Origin of the sequence: Shewanella sp. POL2, from assembly GCF_000282755.1 — a bacterium.
GTDB lineage: Bacteria > Pseudomonadota > Gammaproteobacteria > Enterobacterales > Shewanellaceae > Shewanella > Shewanella xiamenensis.
Genome location: NZ_AKZL01000076.1, coordinates 1 through 21,384, shown reverse-complemented (window position 1 = coordinate 21,384; position 21,384 = coordinate 1). Strand labels below are relative to the sequence as shown.

General features: G+C 47.0%; 15 protein-coding genes and 1 pseudogene. 4 read left to right on the top strand and 12 right to left on the bottom strand.

What is annotated here, in order from left to right; genetic code table 11:
- Positions 1–379, bottom strand: a 379-nt coding sequence (locus tag SHEWPOL2_RS17230; protein ID WP_037430096.1) for an FAD-dependent oxidoreductase, incomplete at its 3' end; no start/stop codon positions are given.
- A 165-nt stretch (positions 380–544) separates the two neighbouring features.
- On the opposite strand from SHEWPOL2_RS17230, the gene SHEWPOL2_RS17225 reads away from it, so the two are divergent.
- Complete coding sequence (locus SHEWPOL2_RS17225) at positions 545–2,071, top strand: sigma-54 dependent transcriptional regulator (protein ID WP_037430095.1); 1,527 nt, start codon at positions 545–547, stop codon at positions 2,069–2,071.
- Between the two features lie 90 nt (positions 2,072–2,161).
- Here the strand turns inward: SHEWPOL2_RS17225 and SHEWPOL2_RS17220 are convergent, their stop codons facing one another.
- Positions 2,162–3,331, bottom strand: coding sequence for a porin (locus tag SHEWPOL2_RS17220; protein ID WP_037430094.1), 1,170 nt, complete (start codon positions 3,329–3,331; stop codon positions 2,162–2,164).
- A 249-nt stretch (positions 3,332–3,580) separates the two neighbouring features.
- Positions 3,581–5,707 (bottom strand): DNA topoisomerase III, encoded by a 2,127-nt coding sequence (locus SHEWPOL2_RS17215; RefSeq protein ID WP_037430092.1) that lies wholly within the window; start codon positions 5,705–5,707, stop codon positions 3,581–3,583.
- A 201-nt stretch (positions 5,708–5,908) separates the two neighbouring features.
- Between SHEWPOL2_RS17215 and SHEWPOL2_RS17210 the strand changes: the two genes are divergently transcribed.
- Positions 5,909–6,196: a hypothetical protein gene (locus SHEWPOL2_RS17210; RefSeq protein ID WP_037420093.1), complete on the top strand. Its 288-nt coding sequence runs from the start codon at positions 5,909–5,911 to the stop codon at positions 6,194–6,196.
- Between the two features lie 372 nt (positions 6,197–6,568).
- Positions 6,569–8,053: an alanine/glycine:cation symporter family protein gene (locus SHEWPOL2_RS17205; protein ID WP_037430090.1), complete on the top strand. Its 1,485-nt coding sequence runs from the start codon at positions 6,569–6,571 to the stop codon at positions 8,051–8,053.
- A gap of 113 nt (positions 8,054–8,166) precedes the next feature.
- On the opposite strand, the gene purF is transcribed toward SHEWPOL2_RS17205, so the two are convergent.
- The 9 genes from purF to fabB form a co-directional block, all read right to left on the bottom strand.
- A complete protein-coding gene (gene purF / locus SHEWPOL2_RS17200; protein WP_037420099.1) occupies positions 8,167–9,681 on the bottom strand; it encodes an amidophosphoribosyltransferase in 1,515 nt (504 codons plus the stop codon).
- A gap of 181 nt (positions 9,682–9,862) precedes the next feature.
- On the bottom strand, positions 9,863–10,351 hold the full coding sequence (locus SHEWPOL2_RS17195) for a CvpA family protein (RefSeq protein ID WP_011072963.1): 489 nt from the start codon (positions 10,349–10,351) through the stop codon (positions 9,863–9,865).
- A 110-nt stretch (positions 10,352–10,461) separates the two neighbouring features.
- The gene (locus SHEWPOL2_RS17190; protein WP_037430088.1) at positions 10,462–11,292 is read right to left on the bottom strand and encodes an SPOR domain-containing protein; all 831 of its coding nucleotides are present in this window, start codon (positions 11,290–11,292) and stop codon (positions 10,462–10,464) included.
- Positions 11,285–12,583 carry a bifunctional tetrahydrofolate synthase/dihydrofolate synthase gene (gene folC / locus SHEWPOL2_RS17185; RefSeq protein ID WP_037430086.1) on the bottom strand — a complete coding sequence of 433 codons (1,299 nt, stop codon included), beginning with the start codon at positions 12,581–12,583 and terminating at the stop codon, positions 11,285–11,287. Before folC ends, SHEWPOL2_RS17190 begins: the two co-directional genes overlap by 8 nt.
- Positions 12,584–12,635: 52 nt before the next feature.
- On the bottom strand, positions 12,636–13,421 hold the full coding sequence (truA, locus tag SHEWPOL2_RS17180; RefSeq protein ID WP_037420111.1) for a tRNA pseudouridine(38-40) synthase TruA: 786 nt from the start codon (positions 13,419–13,421) through the stop codon (positions 12,636–12,638).
- A 112-nt stretch (positions 13,422–13,533) separates the two neighbouring features.
- Complete coding sequence (locus SHEWPOL2_RS17175; protein ID WP_037430084.1) at positions 13,534–16,863, bottom strand: FimV/HubP family polar landmark protein; 3,330 nt, start codon at positions 16,861–16,863, stop codon at positions 13,534–13,536.
- Positions 16,864–17,042: 179 nt separating this feature from the next.
- The gene (locus tag SHEWPOL2_RS17170) at positions 17,043–18,059 is read right to left on the bottom strand and encodes an aspartate-semialdehyde dehydrogenase (protein ID WP_037430082.1); all 1,017 of its coding nucleotides are present in this window, start codon (positions 18,057–18,059) and stop codon (positions 17,043–17,045) included.
- Between the two features lie 2 nt (positions 18,060–18,061).
- Complete coding sequence (locus SHEWPOL2_RS17165; RefSeq protein ID WP_037430081.1) at positions 18,062–19,192, bottom strand: 4-phosphoerythronate dehydrogenase; 1,131 nt, start codon at positions 19,190–19,192, stop codon at positions 18,062–18,064.
- Between the two features lie 150 nt (positions 19,193–19,342).
- A complete protein-coding gene (fabB, locus tag SHEWPOL2_RS17160) occupies positions 19,343–20,554 on the bottom strand; it encodes a beta-ketoacyl-ACP synthase I (protein ID WP_037420122.1) in 1,212 nt (403 codons plus the stop codon).
- 309 nt (positions 20,555–20,863) lie between these two features.
- Here fabB and SHEWPOL2_RS17155 point away from each other — a divergent pair.
- A pseudogene (locus tag SHEWPOL2_RS17155) lies at positions 20,864–21,384 on the top strand (FAD-dependent cmnm(5)s(2)U34 oxidoreductase); the annotation flags it as partial.

The window sequence follows — 21,384 nt, the reverse complement described above, 5'->3', positions numbered from 1 at the left end:
CATCATTCATGCCGCGGCCTGCCCGTAACATGTCTTCGACCATGGCATCGACTGAGTCTTCAATCCCAGCCTGCTTCTGTAGGACAGAACCTGCTACCGCCATCGCACCGCCGTTGATGGTCGAGTTGCCACCAAAGACAGGCATTTTATCGATAATCATCACGCTCACACCGGCCTCTCTGGCTTGCAGCGCTGCTGACATACCAGCAAAACCGCTGCCAACAACCAGCACATCCACTATTTCATCAAAGCTGACAGGGGCCGAATCACAACTTGCTGTGGCAGGCAGCGCCATACTTGCCCCCAGCCCTGCGGCTATGACCATGCCTCCCTTTAGTAACTGGCGACGCCCCGCATTAATATCTTGGGTTTTACTCATGCTGATTTCCTTCAATAATCACTGGAACTTGTCAGCATGAAAGTGCAGGTGCTGTGCCAAGCACCTAAAAGGAGGTATTTAAGTGGTGAATTTTGATTGCAGGCACAAAATCACGAAATATAAAGATCTACAATCACGATACTTAGTGATCAACTTGAAATATCAATGGAAAAACACTTTTATTACGAATCAACCCTAAGGCTCTGTAGTAGTCTGCAACTGGAGAAATCCCTACAGAGCTACTTTGAGTTTATTCGGGATGAACTGCCCATTGATGGGCTATTTGTGAACATTTTCCGCAAACAATTTAATGATATACAGTTTATTGCCCATGTAGATGACACCCAATGTTGTACGCTCGATAAGCGTGTCCAAATTCCTGAAAAAATGGCGCAATACTTAGAAGATCCCGAGCGACCAAGGGTTAGAATTGTTAATGATATTGAGCATGATCCTGTTACTGCATTAGTCGCACCTCAGGTGATTAAAGATATTCGGTCACTGATTATCCTGCGAATGTCGATAGAAAATACTCATCTTGGAATTGTTGGCTTTTACGCCAAAACGACAGGGGTATTTAGACCACGCCATGCCGACTTAATCGCGCCGCATATGCAGAACTTAGCGCTGATCACGGCGCTAAATTTAAGGGATCGAAACTTACTCAAAGAAAATGAAGCGCTCTCAAAACAAAACGTCAGTCTGCGCCGCACTTTAGATATTCAAAATGGCGTGGTTGGTGCCAATTCGGGCCTAAAACAGGTGATGCAGCAGGTGCAATCCATCGCCAAAATCAACACCACAGTGTTAATGCTGGGAGAAACCGGCTGCGGTAAGGAAGTCATCGCCAACGCCATTCACGAGCTGTCTGAACGTTCGGGTAAACCTTTTATCAAGGTTAACTGTGGCGCTATCCCTGATACCTTGATTGACTCCGAGCTTTTTGGTTATGAAAAAGGCGCATTTACAGGCGCCGATTCGCGCAAAATTGGTTACTTCGAACAAGCCAACGGCGGCACAATTTTCTTGGATGAGATTGGCGAGCTACCGCTTTCAGCCCAAGTTAGACTACTCAGGGTTCTACAAAATAGTTGTATCACCCGTGTTGGCGGCCACGATGCAGTGCAACTTGATATTCGTATTATCGCGGCGACCCACAGAAACCTTCAAGCTATGGTGCACAGAGAAGTGTTCCGTGAGGATCTCTGGTATCGACTAGCGATTTTCCCCATTGAGATCCCGTCACTCAGACAAAGACGCACAGATATTCCTCTGTTAGTGCAACATTTTGTCGAGCAGCTCAGTGCCAAGTTTAATTTGCCGCAGTTACCAAGGATTGCACCAGAACAGTTGAATATCCTCAATCAATATGGCTGGCCAGGCAATGTGCGCGAACTTATCAATGTGCTTGAGCGCGCCATGATCCAGCATCCTGCAGGCCCGCTTGACTTTCGTTTTCTGGTTCCACAACACTGTGAAGAAGTGAAAACCCCATCAAATCAAACCGTGATTATCGATCCAAGCCATGCTAGCGATAAGTTAGTACCGCTGGATGTGATGACCAAAAAGTACATCAACCATGCCTTAAGGATCACGGGGGGTAAACTCTATGGCCCGGGCGGTGCCGCTGAATTACTGGATATCAATGCTAATACCCTGCGCAGTAAAATGAAGAAGTTAGGGATTGTTTAACTCTTTGAGTAGAAATGGATAGTTATAATAAAGGCCACAATCTGTGGCCTTTGATTTATGCTGCCGAATTAGTCGCTCAAGTCATTGAACTTAGAAGAAATAACGAATACCCACGGCGTAGTTGTTATCTTGTAGGTCTTCGTAGGCTTTATCGTCCATATCGCTGAAATCGATTTTGGCCTCGGCATACATGATAGTGTCGCGGCTATAGCGATAATGGAGGCCTAGCACGGCAAACTGACGGGTCCATTTACCTTGAATTGCCGTGTTTTCATCGGTATCCAAATCCTGGTAAGTCAGCAGTAGGCTAGGTACGAATCCGTTGTCATAGTGGTAGGCGACGATAAATTCAGCACCAGTTGAGTCGTACAGTTCGCCCCCCACTAACTCGTTTTGCTCACTCTTATGGGCGTTAAAACCAACATACAATCCCTTAGCATCACGACCCGGTGCATATTGATAGAAACTGCCGTATTGTGCGCCGATACCGATGATTTGGTTGGTGTTGTCTACGTCTTTACCCGCAAGATTGCCAGTGAAGTCGCCACGGTTAAAACCTGCTAACACCTTAAATTTATCAGTGAAATAGTAAGTCGCACTCGCACCATAGCTTGGGTCGAAGCTCAGCTCAGAACCATCGTTTAAGGCGTGACCCTGGTTGTCATAAATTGCTACATCGCTATTTTGCTTAGAAGCGTATTGCACCGCGATATGTAAATTGCCAAAAGTATTACGGTATTGCAGCGCCGCATCGGCACGTCCAGCCCCCGTTAACCCACCATCACCGAAGGTATAAGCACCGACCGACCAGCCAGTAAACGCATTGAGCACATCCGTGGTATAGGCCACATCGTAGTAAGCTCCCCACTGCTTACCAAAGCTGAGGGTGCCCCATTTGTCGTGCGACATGCCAACATAACCTAAGCGGTTAAATAGGAAATCTGAGGTTTTTGAAGCGGATAATTGGCCGCCACCTTGGCCTTGGGTATAAATTAGACCATCGTCGCTGGTGACCATATTAATACCCCATTCAGTATGGGCAAAGGAGCGCCAGCCGTTTTTCTCTTGGCGGTCAAAACGAAATCCCACCCGGGAAAAGTTATCGATAACTGAGGTTTCATGACCATCATTTAACGCCGCAAAGCCTAACCACCCCATCATATTGACGCTATTGGTTTGATCGTTATACAACTCGACCGCATGAGTTGTACCTGTGAATAACATCGCGGGGATCATCACTGCAAGCAATTTCTTTTTCATATCATCTATACCTATTCATTCAGCTAAATCATAAATAATCTTATGATTTGATTGGCTTATTATATTCTCCGGCCAAGGCAAAGCAGTTAGCATGCCACGGAGCAGAAAAGTTGAGTTTCTAGGTATTTTTTAGAAGTGGATCGGCCAATCACGAAATAACGTGATTGGCGGTAATTAAATATCGCGGAATAAATTAAATATCGTTACCAAATCGCGAACATTAGCGACAGTTTGATTACATTTGTGTCATCAGGCTTGGGCGGTCGCTTTGCTCGTTCGCCGTCTAGGGACGGTCGGTTTAGCTGTTGTGGATGTGGAAGATGCTTCGGCTGAATTTCTAGCATTTCCTTTTTTAGCGCCCGTTCCGGCTTTTTTCCCGCCAGCAGCACCTCTGGCTCCCGCTTTTCGATAGACGGACTTTTTAGCTGCTCGCTTAAAACCCTGTCCTTTTAAGCCATTGAGGGCTGAGGGTAATTGGGCGCCCGCATTTTCGATTAAGTGATTTAACGTCCCCAGCAGTGGCTGCATAAATCCTTGATAAGAGATTTCCTTATGGCAGATGCCATTTAGGCTTGCCTCCCACAGCGCGGTCATATCGGGTGTTGTGGCACTAAGGGGTAAGCTATTGATTAAACCTTTACCCACCTCAGTTGCCACAATTGACTTGCCCTGACGCTGAATAAAACCCCGTTTAAACAACAGCTCAATAATGCCTGCGCGGGTCGCTTCCGTCCCTAAGCCATCGGTTTCCTTTAAAATTTTGCGGATCTCGGGGTCAGTCACATAACGATTAATCCCCGTCATGGCGCTCAGCAAGGTCGCATCGGTAAAGGCTTTGGGGGGCTGAGTTTGCTTCTCGACCAATTCACCTTGGTTGCAGTGAAGGATTTGTCCTAGGGCCAAAGGCGGTAAAATGCCACAAAACACCTCATCTTCTGCATCCTTATCGGTACTTTTATCATCAGTGTTTTTAAGCGATTCTCGCCCCGTAGACTCTTTATGTTCATCAGCTTCCCGTGCAAACAGTTGTTTCCAACCTAGGGATTTATCCTGTCTAGCCTTCGTTTTAAAGAGACCACCTTCAATGGTCACTTCGACCGCAGTTTCACTGTAGCAATAGGCGGGGTAAAACTGCGCCAAATACTGGCGGGCAATATGTAGATAAAGCTGCCTTTCCCGCTGGCTTAAACTGCCTAAATTGGGCTGTTTTTCCGTTGGAATAATGGCGTGGTGGGCATCGACTTTTTTATCATCCCACGCCTTAGATTTAAGCCGAGGATTCGGCGCCTCAGCGTGTGCGACTAACTCGGGCCCCCCCCCCATAATGGCCGCTAATACACTGCTTGCTAGACCATGTTGCTCTGTAGGTAAATAACGGCTGTCAGAGCGCGGGTAGGTAATCAGCTTATGGCGCTCATATAAACTCTGGCAGGTATCGAGCACGTCCTTAGCGCTCATCCCAAACCGCTTGGCTGCATCAATTTGCAGTGCCGACAAGCTGTAGGGTAATGGCGGATTCTGCTGTTTATCCTTAGTGCTTAACTGGGTCACTTTGGCGGGTTTATCGGTGATCCGACGCACCACATTTTGTGCTAAGCCCTTAGCAAGCACTCGCCCTTCTTCGTCCATATAAGGTAAACAGGCTTCACTGGGTTGCCACTTCGCAGTGAAAGATTGTTGTTTATCCGTTACTAAATGCGCTAAGACTTCATAAAAGGGTTTAGATTGAAATCGCGCGATTTCCTCATCGCGGCGCACGATAAGCCCAAGGAGCGGGGTTTGCACTCGACCGACGGATAGCACGCCCTGATAGCCGACCTTTTTCCCTTGGATAGTGTACGCCCGTGTCATATTCATGCCATAGAGCCAATCGGCACGGCTCCGGGCAAGTGCAGAAGTAGACAAAGGAATAAACTCACGGTTACTACGAAGTTGCGACAAGGCACGTTTCACCGCCTGCGGGTTTAAGTCGCTGATAAGGAGTCGCTGCGTTTGCTGTAATTTATCGCCCGTCACGCCCAAATAGGCGATTACTTCATCAACCAATAACTGCCCTTCACGGTCTGGATCACCCGCATTCACTATGGTATCGGCCTGTTTTACCAGCTTTTTAAGTACAGTGAGTTGGCTACGGGTCGCGACCTTAGGTTTAAGCTGCCACTTCTCGGGCACTATGGGTAAATGCTCAAACTTCCACGATTTGAACTCGGGGTTATAGGCATCGGGCTCGGCCTGTTCAAGCAAATGCCCAACACACCAAGACACGCAGTTTCCTTGGGCGTCTTCAATAAACCCGTCACCTTTTTTGTGGGGTTTTGGTAGCACATCGGCGATTGCGCGCCCAAGGCTTGGTTTTTCAGCAATATAGAGGATCATATCTACATTAAACACTGGATATAATTACAGTGTAATTTAGCCCAAAGCAGACAATAGTGCAAACAGCCTTCTTTAGCTCAAGAGCCAATTTAGCTCGTTAAGCTCTAACTGAACACTAAAGCTGTGTAAATTTAGTTGAGAATAATTCTCATCTAAATTTATTATTCCTTCCATCACTTAAAGAGAAATCAGGAAAAAGAGATGAATACACTGACCTTGCCCTATCATGCTAAACCCGCATTTAAACCAGCATTAGTATTAAGATTCAATCAATTAATGCTATTTCATAGCCTCTTATTACTGGCATTAAGTCTGCTTTGTGGGATGGGTCTTGAAACATTAAATCTTGAGGTTCCGTTCCTCTCTTGGGCTTTTATCCTGTTTCTACCTGTAGCTGTAAGTCTATCTTTGCTATTAAAACATCGCGTTAGCCGCCGTAGCCTGGCATGGCTCTTTGGACTGTGGATGCTGTTATGGCTGGTAATTTAAGCCAAGTTTTCTTTGCCTTGCACAAATACCGTCCCCGCTATCCACTTTGGCTGAGTTAATAGTCTCAATCAATTCGCCTTATCTTCCCCGCTTTTCTCAATGATTCAAGTTGCTAGATTACAAATCTCAATGCAGCAGAGATAACACGCTGCAAAATAAAGCTCCTCAGTAACCCCATCAAATAAAGAACGTTAAACTATCAAATATTTAACAACTTTAGCTATGAAGTAACTAAAAAAATCGTTATGTTGAAGCTCTTGGACGCACACACGCGTTTTAACCTTAGGCCTAATTGGCTGTTTAGTACCCAAAATTACCTAAAAAAATCTTAAAAACTCTGCAAAAAACAACAGAATATTGGAGTTGAATTATATGAATGAGATTGTTAATGCGGTCAACAATATCGTCTGGAGTCCCGCGCTCGTTTATCTTTGCCTCGGTGTAGGACTCTTTTTCTCCCTGCGCTCACGCTTTTTACAATTACGTCATTTACCCGAAATGATCCGTCTAATGTTTGATGGCAAAAGCACCGATGCTGGCGTGTCTTCCTTCCAAGCTTTAGCCATGACCTTAGCGGGTCGAGTAGGTACCGGTAATATCGCTGGTGTTGCCACGGCGATTACCTTTGGTGGCCCTGGCGCTCTTTTTTGGATGTGGATGGTAGCGTTTCTGGGCGCAAGCTCAGCATTTGTTGAATCCACCTTAGGCCAAGTCTACAAAGAAAAAATCAACGGGGAGTACCGCGGCGGCCCCGCCTTTTATATTGAAAAAGGCTTAGGCATGAAGTGGTACGCTTGGACATTTGCCATTGCGACCATTTTTGCCTGCGGGATTTTACTGCCAGGGGTACAAGCCAACTCCATTGGTTCAAGCTTAAAAACCGCCTTCAATATTGACCCTAATGTCACAGCAGCCATTCTTGCGATGCTATTAGGTTTTATTATTTTTGGAGGGGTGAAACGGATTGCGCAGTTCGCCAGTACTGTAGTGCCTTTTATGGCGCTCGGCTATATCATTGTCGCCTGCGTGATTATCGCCCTTAACATTGGCCAGCTGCCCGATATTATTCTGTTGATCCTAAAAAGCGCCTTCGGACTCGATGCAGGCTTTGGTGCGATTTTAGGTCTTGCGATTATGTGGGGGGTAAAACGCGGTATTTACTCCAACGAAGCGGGTCAAGGTACTGGGCCGCACGCTTCTTCTGCCGCCGCCGTGAGTCATCCAGCCAAACAAGGGTTAGTGCAAGCCTTCTCAGTGTATGTTGATACCCTGTTCGTCTGCTCAGCCACTGGCTTTATGCTGCTGATCACGGGCCTGTATAACGTGCAGGGCCCTGATGGCGCAGCGCTTTATACCGGGATTGCGGGGATTGCGGCGGGCCCTGGTTATGTACAAACCGCAATGGAAAGCATGATGCCAGGCTTTGGTAATATGTTCGTCGCCGTTGCGCTATTCTTCTTCGCCTTCACCACCATTGTGGCCTACTACTATATTGCCGAAACAAACATCGCTTATATCAATCGCAAAGTGAATCGTCCTTGGCTTACAGTGGTACTGAAAGTCGTGCTAATGGCCTCCACAGTCTATGGCACAGTGAAAACCGCAGACTTGGCTTGGGGGATGGGTGATATTGGTGTGGGAATTATGGCGTGGTTAAACATTATTGCCATTATTCTCCTGCAAAAAATTGCCTTCACTTGTCTTAAAGATTATGAATCTCAGCAAAAACAAGGTATTGAGCCACAGTTTGATCCTGAAAAACTCGGTATTCACCATGCGGACTATTGGGTTGAACGTAAAAATGCGCAGGATGAGCTAACACAGAGCCAATCCAACGAGAATCCAAAAATCTCCTAAAGATTAAAATTCCAAACAAAAAGCCAGTGACTTATCACTGGCTTTTTATTGTGCATTTTAAAGTGTGCCGACGCTTAACGCCAAGCACACTCTTTCATCTTAAGCGTTTAGTCTTATGGATGGCAGACGTTGTGTAACTCAAGGTTAGTGCCAATATCCTTATTGCGGTCAGCTTTGGCATCATCGTTACGAAGCTGCGTTAAATGATCGAGATAGGACTGATCAACGTCGTTGGTGATGTAGTGACCATCAAATACTGACGTTTCGAAACGTTTTATCTCTGGGTTTTCCATTCTCACCGCTTCGACTAGATCCGGCAGATTTTGGAAGATAATGCCATCGGCGCCGATAAGCTTAGCAATTTCATCGGCATCACGACCGTGTGCGATAAGCTCATTCGAGGTTGGCATGTCGATACCGTACACGTTCGGGAAACGAATTTCCGGTGCAGCCGAAGCAAAGTACACTTTCTTCGCCCCTGCTTCACGGGCCATCTCAATGATTTGCTCCGAAGTAGTACCACGTACAATGGAGTCATCGACTAACAGGACATTCTTACCTTTAAACTCAGTGTTGATGGCATTGAGTTTACGGCGTACCGATTTTTTACGCTCTTGTTGGCCAGGCATAATAAAGGTACGGCCGATATAACGGTTTTTCACAAAACCTTGGCGGTAAGGTAAGTCCATGCAACGGGCGATTTCTAATGCGATATCGCATGAGGTTTCCGGAATTGGGATCACCACGTCGATATCATGGTCGTACCATTCTTTTTTGATCTTTTCACCGAGCTTAGCCCCCATGTTCACGCGGCTGGCGTAAACCGAGACATTATCGATAGTCGAATCTGGACGCGCAAAATACACAAATTCGAAGATACAGGGCGAGTAGCTTGGCTCTTTTGCACATTGGCGAGTGTAAAGATTACCGTCGAGGGAAATATAAATCGCTTCACCCGGCGCGACATCACGCATCACTTCAAAGCCGACAGCATCGAGTGCCACACTCTCAGAGGCAACCATATATTCAGTGCCAGTTGGGGTTTCGTGCTTACCCAGCACTAAGGGGCGAATGCCGAAAGGATCGCGAAACGCCACTAAACCTTGGCCAACAATCAACGCCACAACGGCATAAGCGCCACGGGCTTGCTCATGCACTTTAGCGATAGTGTCAAACACTTCATCAGCCGTCAGTGCTAAGCTCGTGGTTTTTTGTAGCTCATCGGCGAGCAGGTTTAACAACACTTCGGAGTCGGATGTGGTATTCACATGGCGACGCTTTTTAATCAGGCCTTCGGCCAATTCAAGCGTGTTGGTTAAGTTACCGTTATGGGCTAATGAAATCCCAAATGGCGAGTTAACATAGAAAGGTTGCGCCTCTGACGCGCTGGAACTGCCAGCAGTAGGATAACGCACATGACCAATGCCCGCATTGCCCTGTAAGCGCTGCATGTGTTTGACTTCAAATACGTCTTTGACCAGACCATTGGCTTTACGTAGTCTGAAAGCACCACGATCAACGGTGACAATACCTGCCGCATCCTGACCTCTGTGTTGAAGCACAGTCAGTGCATCATAAATGGTCTGATTAACCGATGATTGGCCAACTATTCCGACGATACCACACATGGGTAAGCTTCCTCATTGTAAGATGTTCTATGCCCTTTCATGTGAAATATAAGTAAAACACGAAGTAACTCCCCAGCCATTTGACCAGCGACCTTCGCCTCGATTTGAGTCTGTACCAATAGCGCGACAGAGTTCAAAGCAGACTTATTTTTCATCACTTAGGATAAATTTATTGTCTTTTTTATAGTTTGGGTACAAAGCTGGAGGTGTTTTCCAAATAGTTAAAGAACCACTGGATGACAACGCCAAATTCGGGCACTAATACAGAATCCTTCCACCATTGGGCGTTAGGTGAGCCTGTAAAAGCATCCATAAAAAACAGCAGCGCGCTGACAATCAACGCGCCCCTAATAGCACCGAAACACAGACCTAAAAGTCTGTCAGTGCCAGATAATCCGGTTTTAACCACTAATTGCCCAATGATGTAATTGATAAGGGCACCGAGTATTAATGTGGTGATAAAAAGAATGGCAATAGAAACGCCGTTGCGCAGCATCTCATCGTTCATTTGTGTCAGATGGATGGCGAGGTCTTGGTAAAATTGACTGGCAACAAAGAAAGCAGCAAACCATACCACTAACGACATGGCTTCTTTGGCAAATCCACGGATCAGACTAATAAGAGTCGATAACCCGATAACGAAGATGATAGCGTAATCAATCCAAACCATTGAGATGGCTTTCCAGCATAGGCTTTAAGACGGCGCGATTCTACCAGAGACTGAAACGATTCTCACCCCTAGAGAGGTAAATAAATTATTTCAGCCTCGGCAGTTCTGCATTAAGATTCCAACGGATTAAAAGGGACAATCCGACCTTTTAAACGTGTCAGACTTTCAACTTCTTCTTGTATTTTCTTCAACTTAACTTCTGACACATCTGGCCCCACAAACACTTTAGTCAACACGCCATCCTTTGGTGTGTCTGGAATTGTGTACGCCTTGTAACCACTTTTACGCAACTGCGCCACTAGCGCTTTCACATTGGCGGCATTGCTAAATGCGCCCAGTTGCAGAGTAAGTCCGGGCTTTAATGAATCACGACTCACCACTTTTATGCCATCGTCTTTGGCAGGTTTTGCAGATTCAGTTTTCGCCGTTTCGGCCTTAGGCTTTTCAGCTTTTGCAACCGTGGTTGGTTTAACCTCTGGCTTTTTAGGTTCGGTTTTAGCTATCGCAGGCTTAGGTGCATCTTTTTTAGATTCAGACTTTGCCGTTTCAGTTTTTGCCGTTTCCTTCAACTCAGCCTTGGCATCAGTTTGTACGGCCTGTGGCTTAAGTTGCTCCTTAGCCGCAGCTTGCACGGGTTCAGATGCAGATTCAGGTTTAGACTCTGGCTTAGCATCCGCGCCCACTGCCTGTGCTAATGTCGCCTCATCATTGGGAGAAGGCTCTTCTGGCATAACATCTTTGCCATCCACTTCTTGCGCAGATAGCACTTCAAACGTGTCATCGGCATTTTTATGCGCTATCGCGGTAGGACGTAAGGGAATTTCGGCAAATTGCTCCTCTTGCCGCTCCTTCTTACCGTCTAAAATATCCGGCAAAAAAATCACCCCGAGGGCGACCAGCACCACAGTGCCGACTAATCGATTATGAAACTGGCTAGACAAAACGGTTATCCTGCTTAAAGAGAGACTTAAAACCTGCCACAGTGTAAAAGGAGCCAAACACAATTACCACATCATCGGGTTGAATTTGCGCTTTTAATGCCGTCCAAGCCGTGGCGATATCCTCGAATTCGAGGGCCTTAGTGTCTTGCGCTAATGTTTGACGTAGCAAGCTGGCATTAGCGCCACGCTCACCCTGTAAACTCACTAAGTACCAAGTGTCAATTAAGGGCGAAACCACAGGTAATACGCCGCCAATATCCTTATCCTTTAGCATACCGCACAGGGCAAACACTCGCTTACCCGCGACGATGGGCGTGAGTTGCTTGACTAAAAACCTTGCAGCATGGGGATTATGAGCCACATCGAGTAAAATCAGCGGCTGTTCGCTGACTTGCTCCAAACGTCCAGTTAAACGGGCGCTGCTGATGCCTTTGGCAATAATATCGGCAGCAATATGTGGCCAACCCTGTTCGACAATGGCAATCACTGTCGCAGCATTGGGTAATGGCAATGTGGGGAGACTAAGCTGTGTTAATTTAAGTACTTGCCCTTGATAGTCCCAAGTGTTGCCATTTTGCTGATAGGTAAATTCTGTCCCGACTCGATACAGCTTGGCGCCTAGGTGTTGGGCGACATCATTGACGGTATGGGGCAAGTTTGGCTCGCCGACAATGGCAGGTTTTCCTTGGCGAAAAATCCCCGCCTTTTCGCGGCCAACCAGCTCACGGGTATTACCCAAATACGCCTCATGGTCTAAATCAACCGAGGTCACGACGCTGATATCAGCATCAATCATGTTAGTGGCATCTAAACGGCCGCCAAGACCGACTTCTAAGATCACCACATCCAGCTTGGCCGCTTTAAATAGGATTAAGCCCGCCAAGGTGGCATATTCGAAAAAGGTCAGCGAAATCTCGCCACGTGCCGCTTCAATCTGTTCAAAAGCCGCTACAAAGGCGTCATCGCTGGCGTCCTGACCGTTGATGCGCACCCTTTCATTGTATTTGAGCATATGGGGCGAGCTGTAGACGCCCACCGTCAACCCTGATAAACGCAGGATGTTCTCTAGCATGGCGCAGGTCGTGCCTTTACCATTGGTGCCAGCAACAGTGACAATTTGACTTGGCCCTAAATCCAATACATTAAGGCGCTCGGCAACCTTAGAAACCCGAGTTAATCCCATGTCGATTTCGGTTGGGTGAATCGATAATAAATACGCGAGCCATTGATCCAGTGGCGCGTTTGCTCCTGGCGCAACTAAGGCTGTCAATTCACTTGGGGCTATGGTCATCGGTTATTTCCTTCCTTCGAAACGCATTTAAGCTCTGCCACGATAAAAGCCATTAATCCAACATAAACAATGGCCCAAGCGCTAACTTTGGCAATTGATATTGCTCCGGATATGTCACATCCACAAGATAAAGTCCGTTCGGTTTAGCCGTTGCCGCGGCTTGATTTCTATCTTTTAGTGACAACAGATCCGCCATCCAAGTCAATGGCTGGTTGCCAAGCCCAATCTCCAGCAGCGAACCGACAATATTACGCACCATATGGTGCAAAAAGGCGTTGGCAGATATATCGACGATCACATACATGCCCTGACGCGTCACTTTAACACTGTGCACATTGCGAAACGGGGTTTTAGATTGACATTGAATAGCACGAAAACTGGTAAAATCCTGCTCGCCGAGCAGCGCCTGCGCCGCAATATGCATTTTATCAACGTCGATATCACCATGATAATGGCTGACGCCGTGGCGTAGGATCCCTGGGCGAAGATTATGATTGTAAATCACATAGCGGTAACGTCTAGCCGTGGCCGAAAAGCGGGCATGGAAGCTCTCATCTACCTCTTTTACCCAGCGCACGGCAATATTATCGGGTAAATTGGCATTAACACCTAAGGTCCAGGCACCTTCGTTACGTACGGCGTTGGTATCAAAATGCACTACCTGCCCCGTTGCATGAACACCAGCATCGGTTCTTCCTGCACAAAACAAGCTAATGGGCTCGTTTGCCACCTTAGACAAGGCTTGTTCTAACTGCCCTTGTACTGAATCGACTTCGGCCTGACGCTGCCAACCAAAATAGCCACTGCCGTCATATTCAATACCTAATGCAATCCGCATCACACATCCTCACAATTAATTTAGCGGCGCATTTTATCACAGCAGCCCGTAAAAAAAACGGCGCTGTGAGCGCCGTTGATCGTTAACATTAAAGCTTAATGCCAGTTCAAACTTAGCCGATCTCTTTAAGTAAACGAGCCGCTTCGTCCTGTTGACGCTCATTACCATCAATTTGAACTTCACGGAGTAGCGCTTTGGCGCTGTCACTGTCATCGATTTCGATATAGGCACGGGCCAAATCGAGCTTAGCGTTAACAGAGTTCTCTTCATCGTCCACATCAATCATGGCTGCATCACCAATCAGGGCACCCACATCACTCATCTCCACATCCATTTCAGGATAGAGATCTGTCTCTGTGTTATCCTGCTCGGCGTCGTTAAGCAGTTTTTCAATATCGATATAGCCATGTTCGTTTTGGAAATTAGTCAAATCATGCTCAGGTACAAACTTCTTCGACTGACGTGACTCCCGCGCATCTAGCGCTGCTAATGCTTCATCGACCGTGAGAGTATGCTCATCATCGAGGGCAAAGCTATCTTCTGGTGTTAATACCTCATCATCTTCAACTTCGGTATTGGCACTAAAAGCAGCAAGCACATTGTCGTCACTTAAATCGATATCGTCATCAGTATCTAAGTCCGCTCTAAAGGCAAACTCATGAGCGACATCCTCATCAACAATATCATCATCTTTGTCAGTGATAATCTCGAATGTAGGCTCGACCTTATCAATCGGTTCGTCTAAAACAAATTCCAGAGGTTGACGCGGGGAAACCGCCTGCGGATCGACAGCGATAGGATCCACGGGTGCAACAGGTTCGGATTTAGGACTGTCAGTTTGTGCGCTAGACGTAGGCGCAAAGTTAAGCTCAGTGTCCCAATCCAGTACGTGGGGGTCTTTACTCTTGTTAGCTTTTAAGTCGTTAAAGAAAGAAGCCTCTTTCTCTTTAACTTTTGCCGCTGCGGCAGCTGTCGCAGCCGTTAAAGCTGCGGTGGCGAGTACCGTATCATCCGCTTGATTATCAGCATCGAAACCGGTAAATGTTGGCTCAATTGCGGTTTCGTTTGGATTATCATCTGGGCTCTTCGCAATCGTATCGCTAAGCTCAAAGGTATCATCCGTACCATCAATCGCATGGGCAGCACCGATGCCCTTGAGTAAGCCTTCATCCTCGAGCTTATCATCTGTTTCAGGGTAGGTGGTTTCGAGGTCGAAATTAAACTCATCCGCGTCGGCTTCAGCCTGCTCTGGCACATCAAATTCGGCGAGAAGAGATTCGAGATCATCATCTGCAGACGATAACTCTTCAGGTAATGCCGTTTCGAGTTCTGCTGCCAGCATATCGTGAGGGATGTCGGAATCATCGCTAGACGTTTGTTGTTCCGCCGAATCTTGGGCCTCAAAACCTGCGAGCAACTGGTCAAGATCATCATTGACTGGTAGGTCGGTGTTTAGTTCATCTTCCAATTCGGCAGCAATGGCTGCTGCAAGTGCAGGGTCATGCGCGGTTGGTGCATCCAAACCTGCAAGCAGAGAATCAATATCGTCGGATTCAATGACACCGATATCATTAAGTTCAGTATCTAATTCTGCGGCGATTTCATCGCTTAAGTCAGGCTCTGGCGCAGCTGGTTTATCAAAATCTGCCAGTAACGCATCAATATCGTCGGTTTGCGCGACCCCTAGCTCTGCTAACTCATTATCTAATTCAGCAGCAATTTCATCGCTAAGATCGGATGCTGTAGCGGTGTTTTCCTTACCATAATCCGCTAATAATGCATCGAGGTCGTCCTCAGCCACTGGCTCAGATACCGAATCGGTCATTTCAGATTGATTAAACCCGGCGAGCAAGGCATCAATATCATCTTCAGCCGTTTCAGTTAACGCTATATTTTCAAGTTCATTATCTAATTCCGCAGCAAGCGATGCGGCTAAATCTTGATCGGTATCTAACTCAGCTGCATCAACCACCTCTTGGTCGGCTGGAATATCAAATCCCGCTAATTCATCAAGGTTCTCATTAGTAGATGGCGCATCAGGCTCTTCGGAGCCAAGCCCTGCCAATAATGCATCAAGATCCTCTTCTTCGAGAATATTACCTGATTTGGGTTTTTCTTCTTCCGCAAAGGCTTCCTCTTGGTCGCCCATGGCCTCAGCCCAGAGATCATCTAAGGATTGGCCTTCGTCCTCTTCAAATTGTGGTTCTGCCGCAGTGTTAACACCTGGGTCAATAAACATTTCAGAAGCGATGTCCATCTGCTCATGGCCATCGGTCATTTCATGCTCGGGTTGTAAACTCACGCTACCGACATCTAATAAGCTATCGATGGAATCGGCATGGTCAGTGTCTAAATGCACAGCCATATCGTCAAGATCATCGTCATTCATCGCCAGCACTGATGCTCCCGTTGCCACACCAGCAGCACCTGTCGCCATGGCTACCTGCTGGGCTGCTAACTCACGGCGTTCTTTATTACGCTTACGACGAAGCATCCAGAACACAAGCAGCAGTAGTAACAATGCAGGGACCACCGCTGCTGCAACCAATAGCAGCGGATTATTTATCAAGTTTCGCCATAGTTCTTCAGGCTCAGTAGGCGTTTGCGGCTGCGCATCGGCATCTGATGGGGCTTGAGCAGCTTCCACCTCGGCCTTCAGTGCAAGATTTTGCTTTTTACTCGCCTGTAAGGTTTCCTCTAATACCGCAATTTGTTGGTTTAAATCCTCAATTTTGGCTTTAAGGGCTTCAACATCGGCATTTCTTACCGCGAGCTGGTCTTGTGCTCTGGCTAACTCATCAGTTAAGGATAAATTTTTGCTCTCCGCGGCCTCAAGGCGAGTATTCACATCGGAACTCACCATTTTCGGCGCAGCGGGTGGCGTCGCAACGGCATCCGTTTTAGCAACTTCGGTCTTAGCCGCTTCGGGTTTAACATCGACTTTAGGTTGAGGCTCTACCTTAGGTTTATTTTCAACTACGGGAGTGACAACAGTCGGTTTAGATACTGGTTTAGTCGCCGCTTTGGCGGTATTACGGACTTGCTTATCGCTGCGTTCGGCGCGAGCAATCGCTACACTATTGGGAATGGATAACATCACTTCTTTCGAAGGGATCAGCAAAATCATGCCACGTTCTAGGCTGTTATAACTGTCGGAGTTAAACGCATGGGGGTTAGCATCAAATACTGCGGCCATCACTTGATAAACACTGACACTGGCATCGGGACGGACTTTTTGCGCAATGCTCCAGAAGGTGTCCTTAGAGGTCGTTGGCCCATATTGATGATTGACCTGACGGATCTGTCCGTCTGGACCCATGATTTTTAAAGGTTTTATTTTGGGAGTATCAGCAGCTATCGCAGGATCAATAAAAGAGGTCGTGGAAGAAACAGCTAAAACGGTGGCCATCAGGCCCACAAGATACGAAGTGCGAAATTTCATCAATCCTTCCCTTTGAAGCGCTATTTAAGTTATCTCGCTGATAACAGGCTTTAGGCAATTGTATTTATTGAGATTACTATAAACTAGAAATCCCAGCCCTGCTACTGTTCACAATTGTAAAACAAAAAAAGCCTGCTGGCAGCAGGCTTTTTCATTGGGCATCAATTGCTACTTAAGACTTAGTAATAATCTCTCACTAAAATCTCGGCAATTTGCACACTGTTTAAGGCTGCGCCTTTACGAATATTGTCCGACACTACCCAAAGGTTAATACCGTGAGAATGGGAGATATCCTTACGCACACGGCCCACATAAACAGGATCGGTACCCGCTGCATGGGTCACAGCCGTTGGATATTCGTCATCGGATTCGAACAATACCACTCCTTCGGCATTACGCAGTAAAGCTTTAATATCTTCTGCATCGGCAGGTTGTCGAGTTTCGATGTGAACCGCTTCAGAATGGCCATAGAATACCGGCACGCGCACAGCAGTCGCATTAACGAGAATGTCATCGTCACCAAAAATCTTCTGGGTTTCCCAGACCATTTTCATTTCTTCTTTGGTGTAGCCGTTGTCCATAAATTTATCAATTTGCGGCAATACGTTAAACGCGATTTGCTTTGGATAAACTTCAGCGTCAGCAGGCAGACCTTGCAGCAGCTTAGTGCATTGTTTTGCCAGTTCTTCAATCGCTTTTTTACCCGTACCAGAGACCGATTGATAAGTCGCCACGTTAATACGACTGATGCCATAAGTGTCGTAAATCGGTTTTAGAGCCACCAGCATTTGGATGGTCGAGCAGTTCGGGTTGGCAATAATATTACGGTTGCGGAAATCAGCAATCGCATGGGGGTTAACTTCAGGCACAACCAATGGAATATCAATGTCATAGCGGAAGTGAGAGGTGTTATCGATCACCACACAACCCGCTTCAGCAGCGATAGGCGCCCACTTGGCCGAGACATCACCACCGGCAGAGAAGAAGCCTAATTGCGCTTGGCTCCAATCGAAGGTTTCGACGTCAAAAATGGTAACTTGTTTGCCATGGAAGCTGACCGTTTCACCGGCGCTACGGCTACTGGCTAAAGGATATAAGTTCGCAACCGGGAAGTTACGCTCTTCGAGGATCTCAATCATTGTTTGACCCACTGCACCCGATGCACCTAAAACGACAACATTAAATTCCTGCGACATAATTACCGACCGACTCCTGAAAAACCTAAATTGGACAACCAATCTACCTCAGATTGGCCGTGATAAGCCAGCGCCAATGCACTAAATTCGCGTCTATGTTTGTGATTTTTTCTCATAGTGTCGAAGCCATTCGACCTTGCAAAGCCATTTCGGAATACGGCATCGTCATCACGCAGGTCGTAGACGAATCTTGCGAGCTGTAATAGGGCTTTTTCATCGGGGACTTGTTCGAGTTCAACCGCCTTAAAATGAAATGGAGGCAATAGCTCGGATAAGCGTTTAGTGGCCGGAATGGCTAACAACTCACACAATTTTTGGTACAGCATAAAAGTGCCACGAGCCTTACCTTCTAAGCTGTAACCGGCGATATGTGGGGTGGCAAACTCAGCAAAAGGCACCAACTCCGGCATGGGATTTGGCTCCCCTTCCCATACATCGAGCACCAATTTAAGATCATCCCTTTGCTGCTTAACCTTAATTAAGGCTTGATTATCAATTACATCACCGCGGCAACAGTTCACCAACCACGTATTAGGTTTAAGACTCATTAGGCGCGATTCATCGAATAAATGCAGTGTCTTATGCTCGCCAGTGCGAGTGATGGGCACATGTAGGCTGATGATATCCGCTTCAAGTAATAGGGTATCAAGGCTCACAAAATGACGGGGATCGCCCTCGGCCGCTTTGATGGGGTCATTGAGTAATACCTTAATGCCGTAGGCTTCGAGGCATTTGGCCGTCGCGCTACCAGTATTGCCCGCGCCGACAATCCCCACGACTTTGCCCTTGAGCGGCGAGTTAAACCGCGCCGCCAGTTCTAACATCGCAATAAAGGCAAACTCCCCGACTGCGGTCGCATTACAGCCGGGCGCATTCGAAAAGGGAATGCCACGCCCAGCAAGGTAGGCCAGATCCACATGATCAGTCCCTATAGTTGCGCTGCCGACAAACTTAAGTTTTGGATTGGCATCTAACAGTGCGGCATTGACTCGGGTGACAGAGCGCACCAGCAGCACATCGGCATCTTGCACCTGCTCAGGCGTTAGCGTGCGGCCATTGACTGGAATTATCTCGCCTAACGCCCCAAATAAGGGTTCGACATAGGGCATATTTTCATCGACAACAATCTTCATGGGGACCTTTCTGATAAAAATGGGCTAGAGAGTGAGTAGCCAAGGATTCTAGCAAGACTCTGATCATAAACCCAATCCCTGAGTCGCATTGCTCAATTTTAGCTAATAAAAAAGGAAGCCGAAGCTTCCTTTTTTAACAAAAATAATAGTTTACTTATATTTGCGCATCACTAACGTTGCGTTAGTGCCACCAAAACCAAAGCTGTTGCTCATGACAGTGTTTAGCTCTGCATCGCGGTATTCACGCACGATTGGCATGTCCTTCGCAGCTTCATCTAAGTTATCGATGTTGATGCTTGGGGCAATAAAGCTGTTTTCCATCATGATCAAGCTGTAAATCGCTTCATGTACGCCTGCGGCGCCTAATGCATGACCCGTCATAGACTTAGTCGATGCAATCGGTGGACACTTGTCTTTAAAGACTTCACGTAGTGCTTCTAATTCACGCACGTCACCTACTGGAGTAGAAGTACCGTGGGTGTTGATATAGTCAATTGGTGTGTCCACATCGGCCAGTGCCATTTGCATGCAACGCACCGCACCTTCGCCAGACGGAGCCACCATATCGTAACCGTCTGATGATGCACCATAACCAATCACTTCAGCATAAATCTTCGCGCCACGAGCCAGAGCGTGCTCTAACTCTTCAACGATTAAGATACCGCCACCACCAGAGATAACGAAACCATCACGGTCAGCATCATAGGTGCGAGAGGCTTTTTCTGGAGTGGCATTGTATTTAGTCGATAGCGCGCCCATCGCATCGAAGCCCATGGTCAGAGTCCAATCCACTTCTTCCGAACCGCCCGCAAACACCATATCTTGCTTACCCATTTGGATAAGTTCAACGGCGTGACCGATACAGTGAGCACTGGTCGCACAGGCTGAACTGATTGAGTAGTTCATACCTTTAATTTTGAAGGGTGTCGCTAAACAAGCGCTGGCCGTGCTCGACATAATGCGTGGCACGATATAAGGACCCACGCGTTTTACGCCTTTTTCGCGTAGAATATCAGCCGCTTGCACTTGGTTAGAAGACGAAGCGCCGCCTGTACCCACAATCAACCCTACGCGAGGATCTGAATATTGCTCTTCAGTTAACTGAGCATCCTTAATGGCTTCTTGCATTGCAATGTAAGCATATGCCGCAGCATCGCCCATAAAACGCAGCGCTTTACGGTCAATCAGCTCTGAAGGATCTAATTTGATATTGCCCCATACATGACTGCGTAGTTGCATTTCTTCAAACTGAGCGGAATGTGTAATACCACTACGGCCCGCTTTAAGTGACTCAGTCACTTCTTGCTTGTTATTACCGATACTTGAAACAACACCCATTCCGGTGATCACGACTCTTTTCATTTTATTGCTATCCATTGTGTACATGTCAGTACCTACTTTTTGCTGAGCCAATAGTATCTGTTTTGCTTCAATTAAGTGGTCAGCTTTCCATAAAGGCGGGTAAAATAATGCCTAATATGAGACCGAGAGTATATTTCTTTGACTGCTAAGCCCCAAAAATCTTACCAATTTAAGCGTGATTACCCGCAACTAATCAACCTTTATCCCCCATGCGCATTGACTACTGCAAAGTCTCTGGACAATTTTACTCTCCTTCAACTCTCTCGCTTACCGACGCAATCAGCCCAACTCGGTCAGGGACTGTGCGTCATGGGGCAATGGGGATTGGGCGATGGACTCGAGCTACTCTCTTTACTGCATCACTGGCAAACGCATACTCAACCTCAAGGCAAAACGCGTCTGTTAGTCAAAGTGTTTGAGCCCAATCCCATTAACGATTACGAACTTAAATTACTTTGGGATCAATCGCAAAGTTTAATTTCCAAGCCTCATTTACAACCCATTGCCAATGCCATACTTAAGGCAAAGCCTGCGCGCATTATAGGGTGCCAGAGATTAATTTTTGATGACGGCCTAATCACAGTCGATTTGCATTTTGGCGATCTGAACACAGCAGTTAGCCAACTCCCCCACAGTACTTCTCATCCCATTCAGCAATGGCTGGTTTTACCGCATTTACCTGCGCAGCTAAATGGTAAGCAGCTCTGGCAAATGGCGCGCTTGAGTGCGGATGATGCCCTACTGATTGGGCTTAATCTTAGTGAAACAGCGCAACACCTTGCCCACAGTTGCGGCTTTAGCACGCTTGACGTCAGCCAAGACGCTCTCAA

Excerpts from the sequence above, each read along its gene's own strand:
- SHEWPOL2_RS17165 (WP_037430081.1), bottom strand. The coding sequence starts at position 19,192 with ATGAAGATTGTTGTCGATGAAAATATGCCCTATGTCGAACCCTTATTT.
- SHEWPOL2_RS17195 (WP_011072963.1), bottom strand. The coding sequence starts at position 10,351 with ATGGTTTGGATTGATTACGCTATCATCTTCGTTATCGGGTTATCGACT.
- SHEWPOL2_RS17220 (WP_037430094.1), bottom strand. The coding sequence starts at position 3,331 with ATGAAAAAGAAATTGCTTGCAGTGATGATCCCCGCGATGTTATTCACA.
- SHEWPOL2_RS17175 (WP_037430084.1), bottom strand. The coding sequence starts at position 16,863 with ATGAAATTTCGCACTTCGTATCTTGTGGGCCTGATGGCCACCGTTTTA.
- SHEWPOL2_RS17205 (WP_037430090.1), top strand. The coding sequence starts at position 6,569 with ATGAATGAGATTGTTAATGCGGTCAACAATATCGTCTGGAGTCCCGCG.
- truA (WP_037420111.1), bottom strand. The coding sequence starts at position 13,421 with ATGCGGATTGCATTAGGTATTGAATATGACGGCAGTGGCTATTTTGGT.
- SHEWPOL2_RS17170 (WP_037430082.1), bottom strand. The coding sequence starts at position 18,059 with ATGTCGCAGGAATTTAATGTTGTCGTTTTAGGTGCATCGGGTGCAGTG.
- folC (WP_037430086.1), bottom strand. The coding sequence starts at position 12,583 with ATGACCATAGCCCCAAGTGAATTGACAGCCTTAGTTGCGCCAGGAGCA.
- SHEWPOL2_RS17210 (WP_037420093.1), top strand. The coding sequence starts at position 5,909 with ATGAATACACTGACCTTGCCCTATCATGCTAAACCCGCATTTAAACCA.
- purF (WP_037420099.1), bottom strand. The coding sequence starts at position 9,681 with ATGTGTGGTATCGTCGGAATAGTTGGCCAATCATCGGTTAATCAGACC.
- SHEWPOL2_RS17215 (WP_037430092.1), bottom strand. The coding sequence starts at position 5,707 with ATGATCCTCTATATTGCTGAAAAACCAAGCCTTGGGCGCGCAATCGCC.
- SHEWPOL2_RS17225 (WP_037430095.1), top strand. The coding sequence starts at position 545 with ATGGAAAAACACTTTTATTACGAATCAACCCTAAGGCTCTGTAGTAGT.
- fabB (WP_037420122.1), bottom strand. The coding sequence starts at position 20,554 with ATGAAAAGAGTCGTGATCACCGGAATGGGTGTTGTTTCAAGTATCGGT.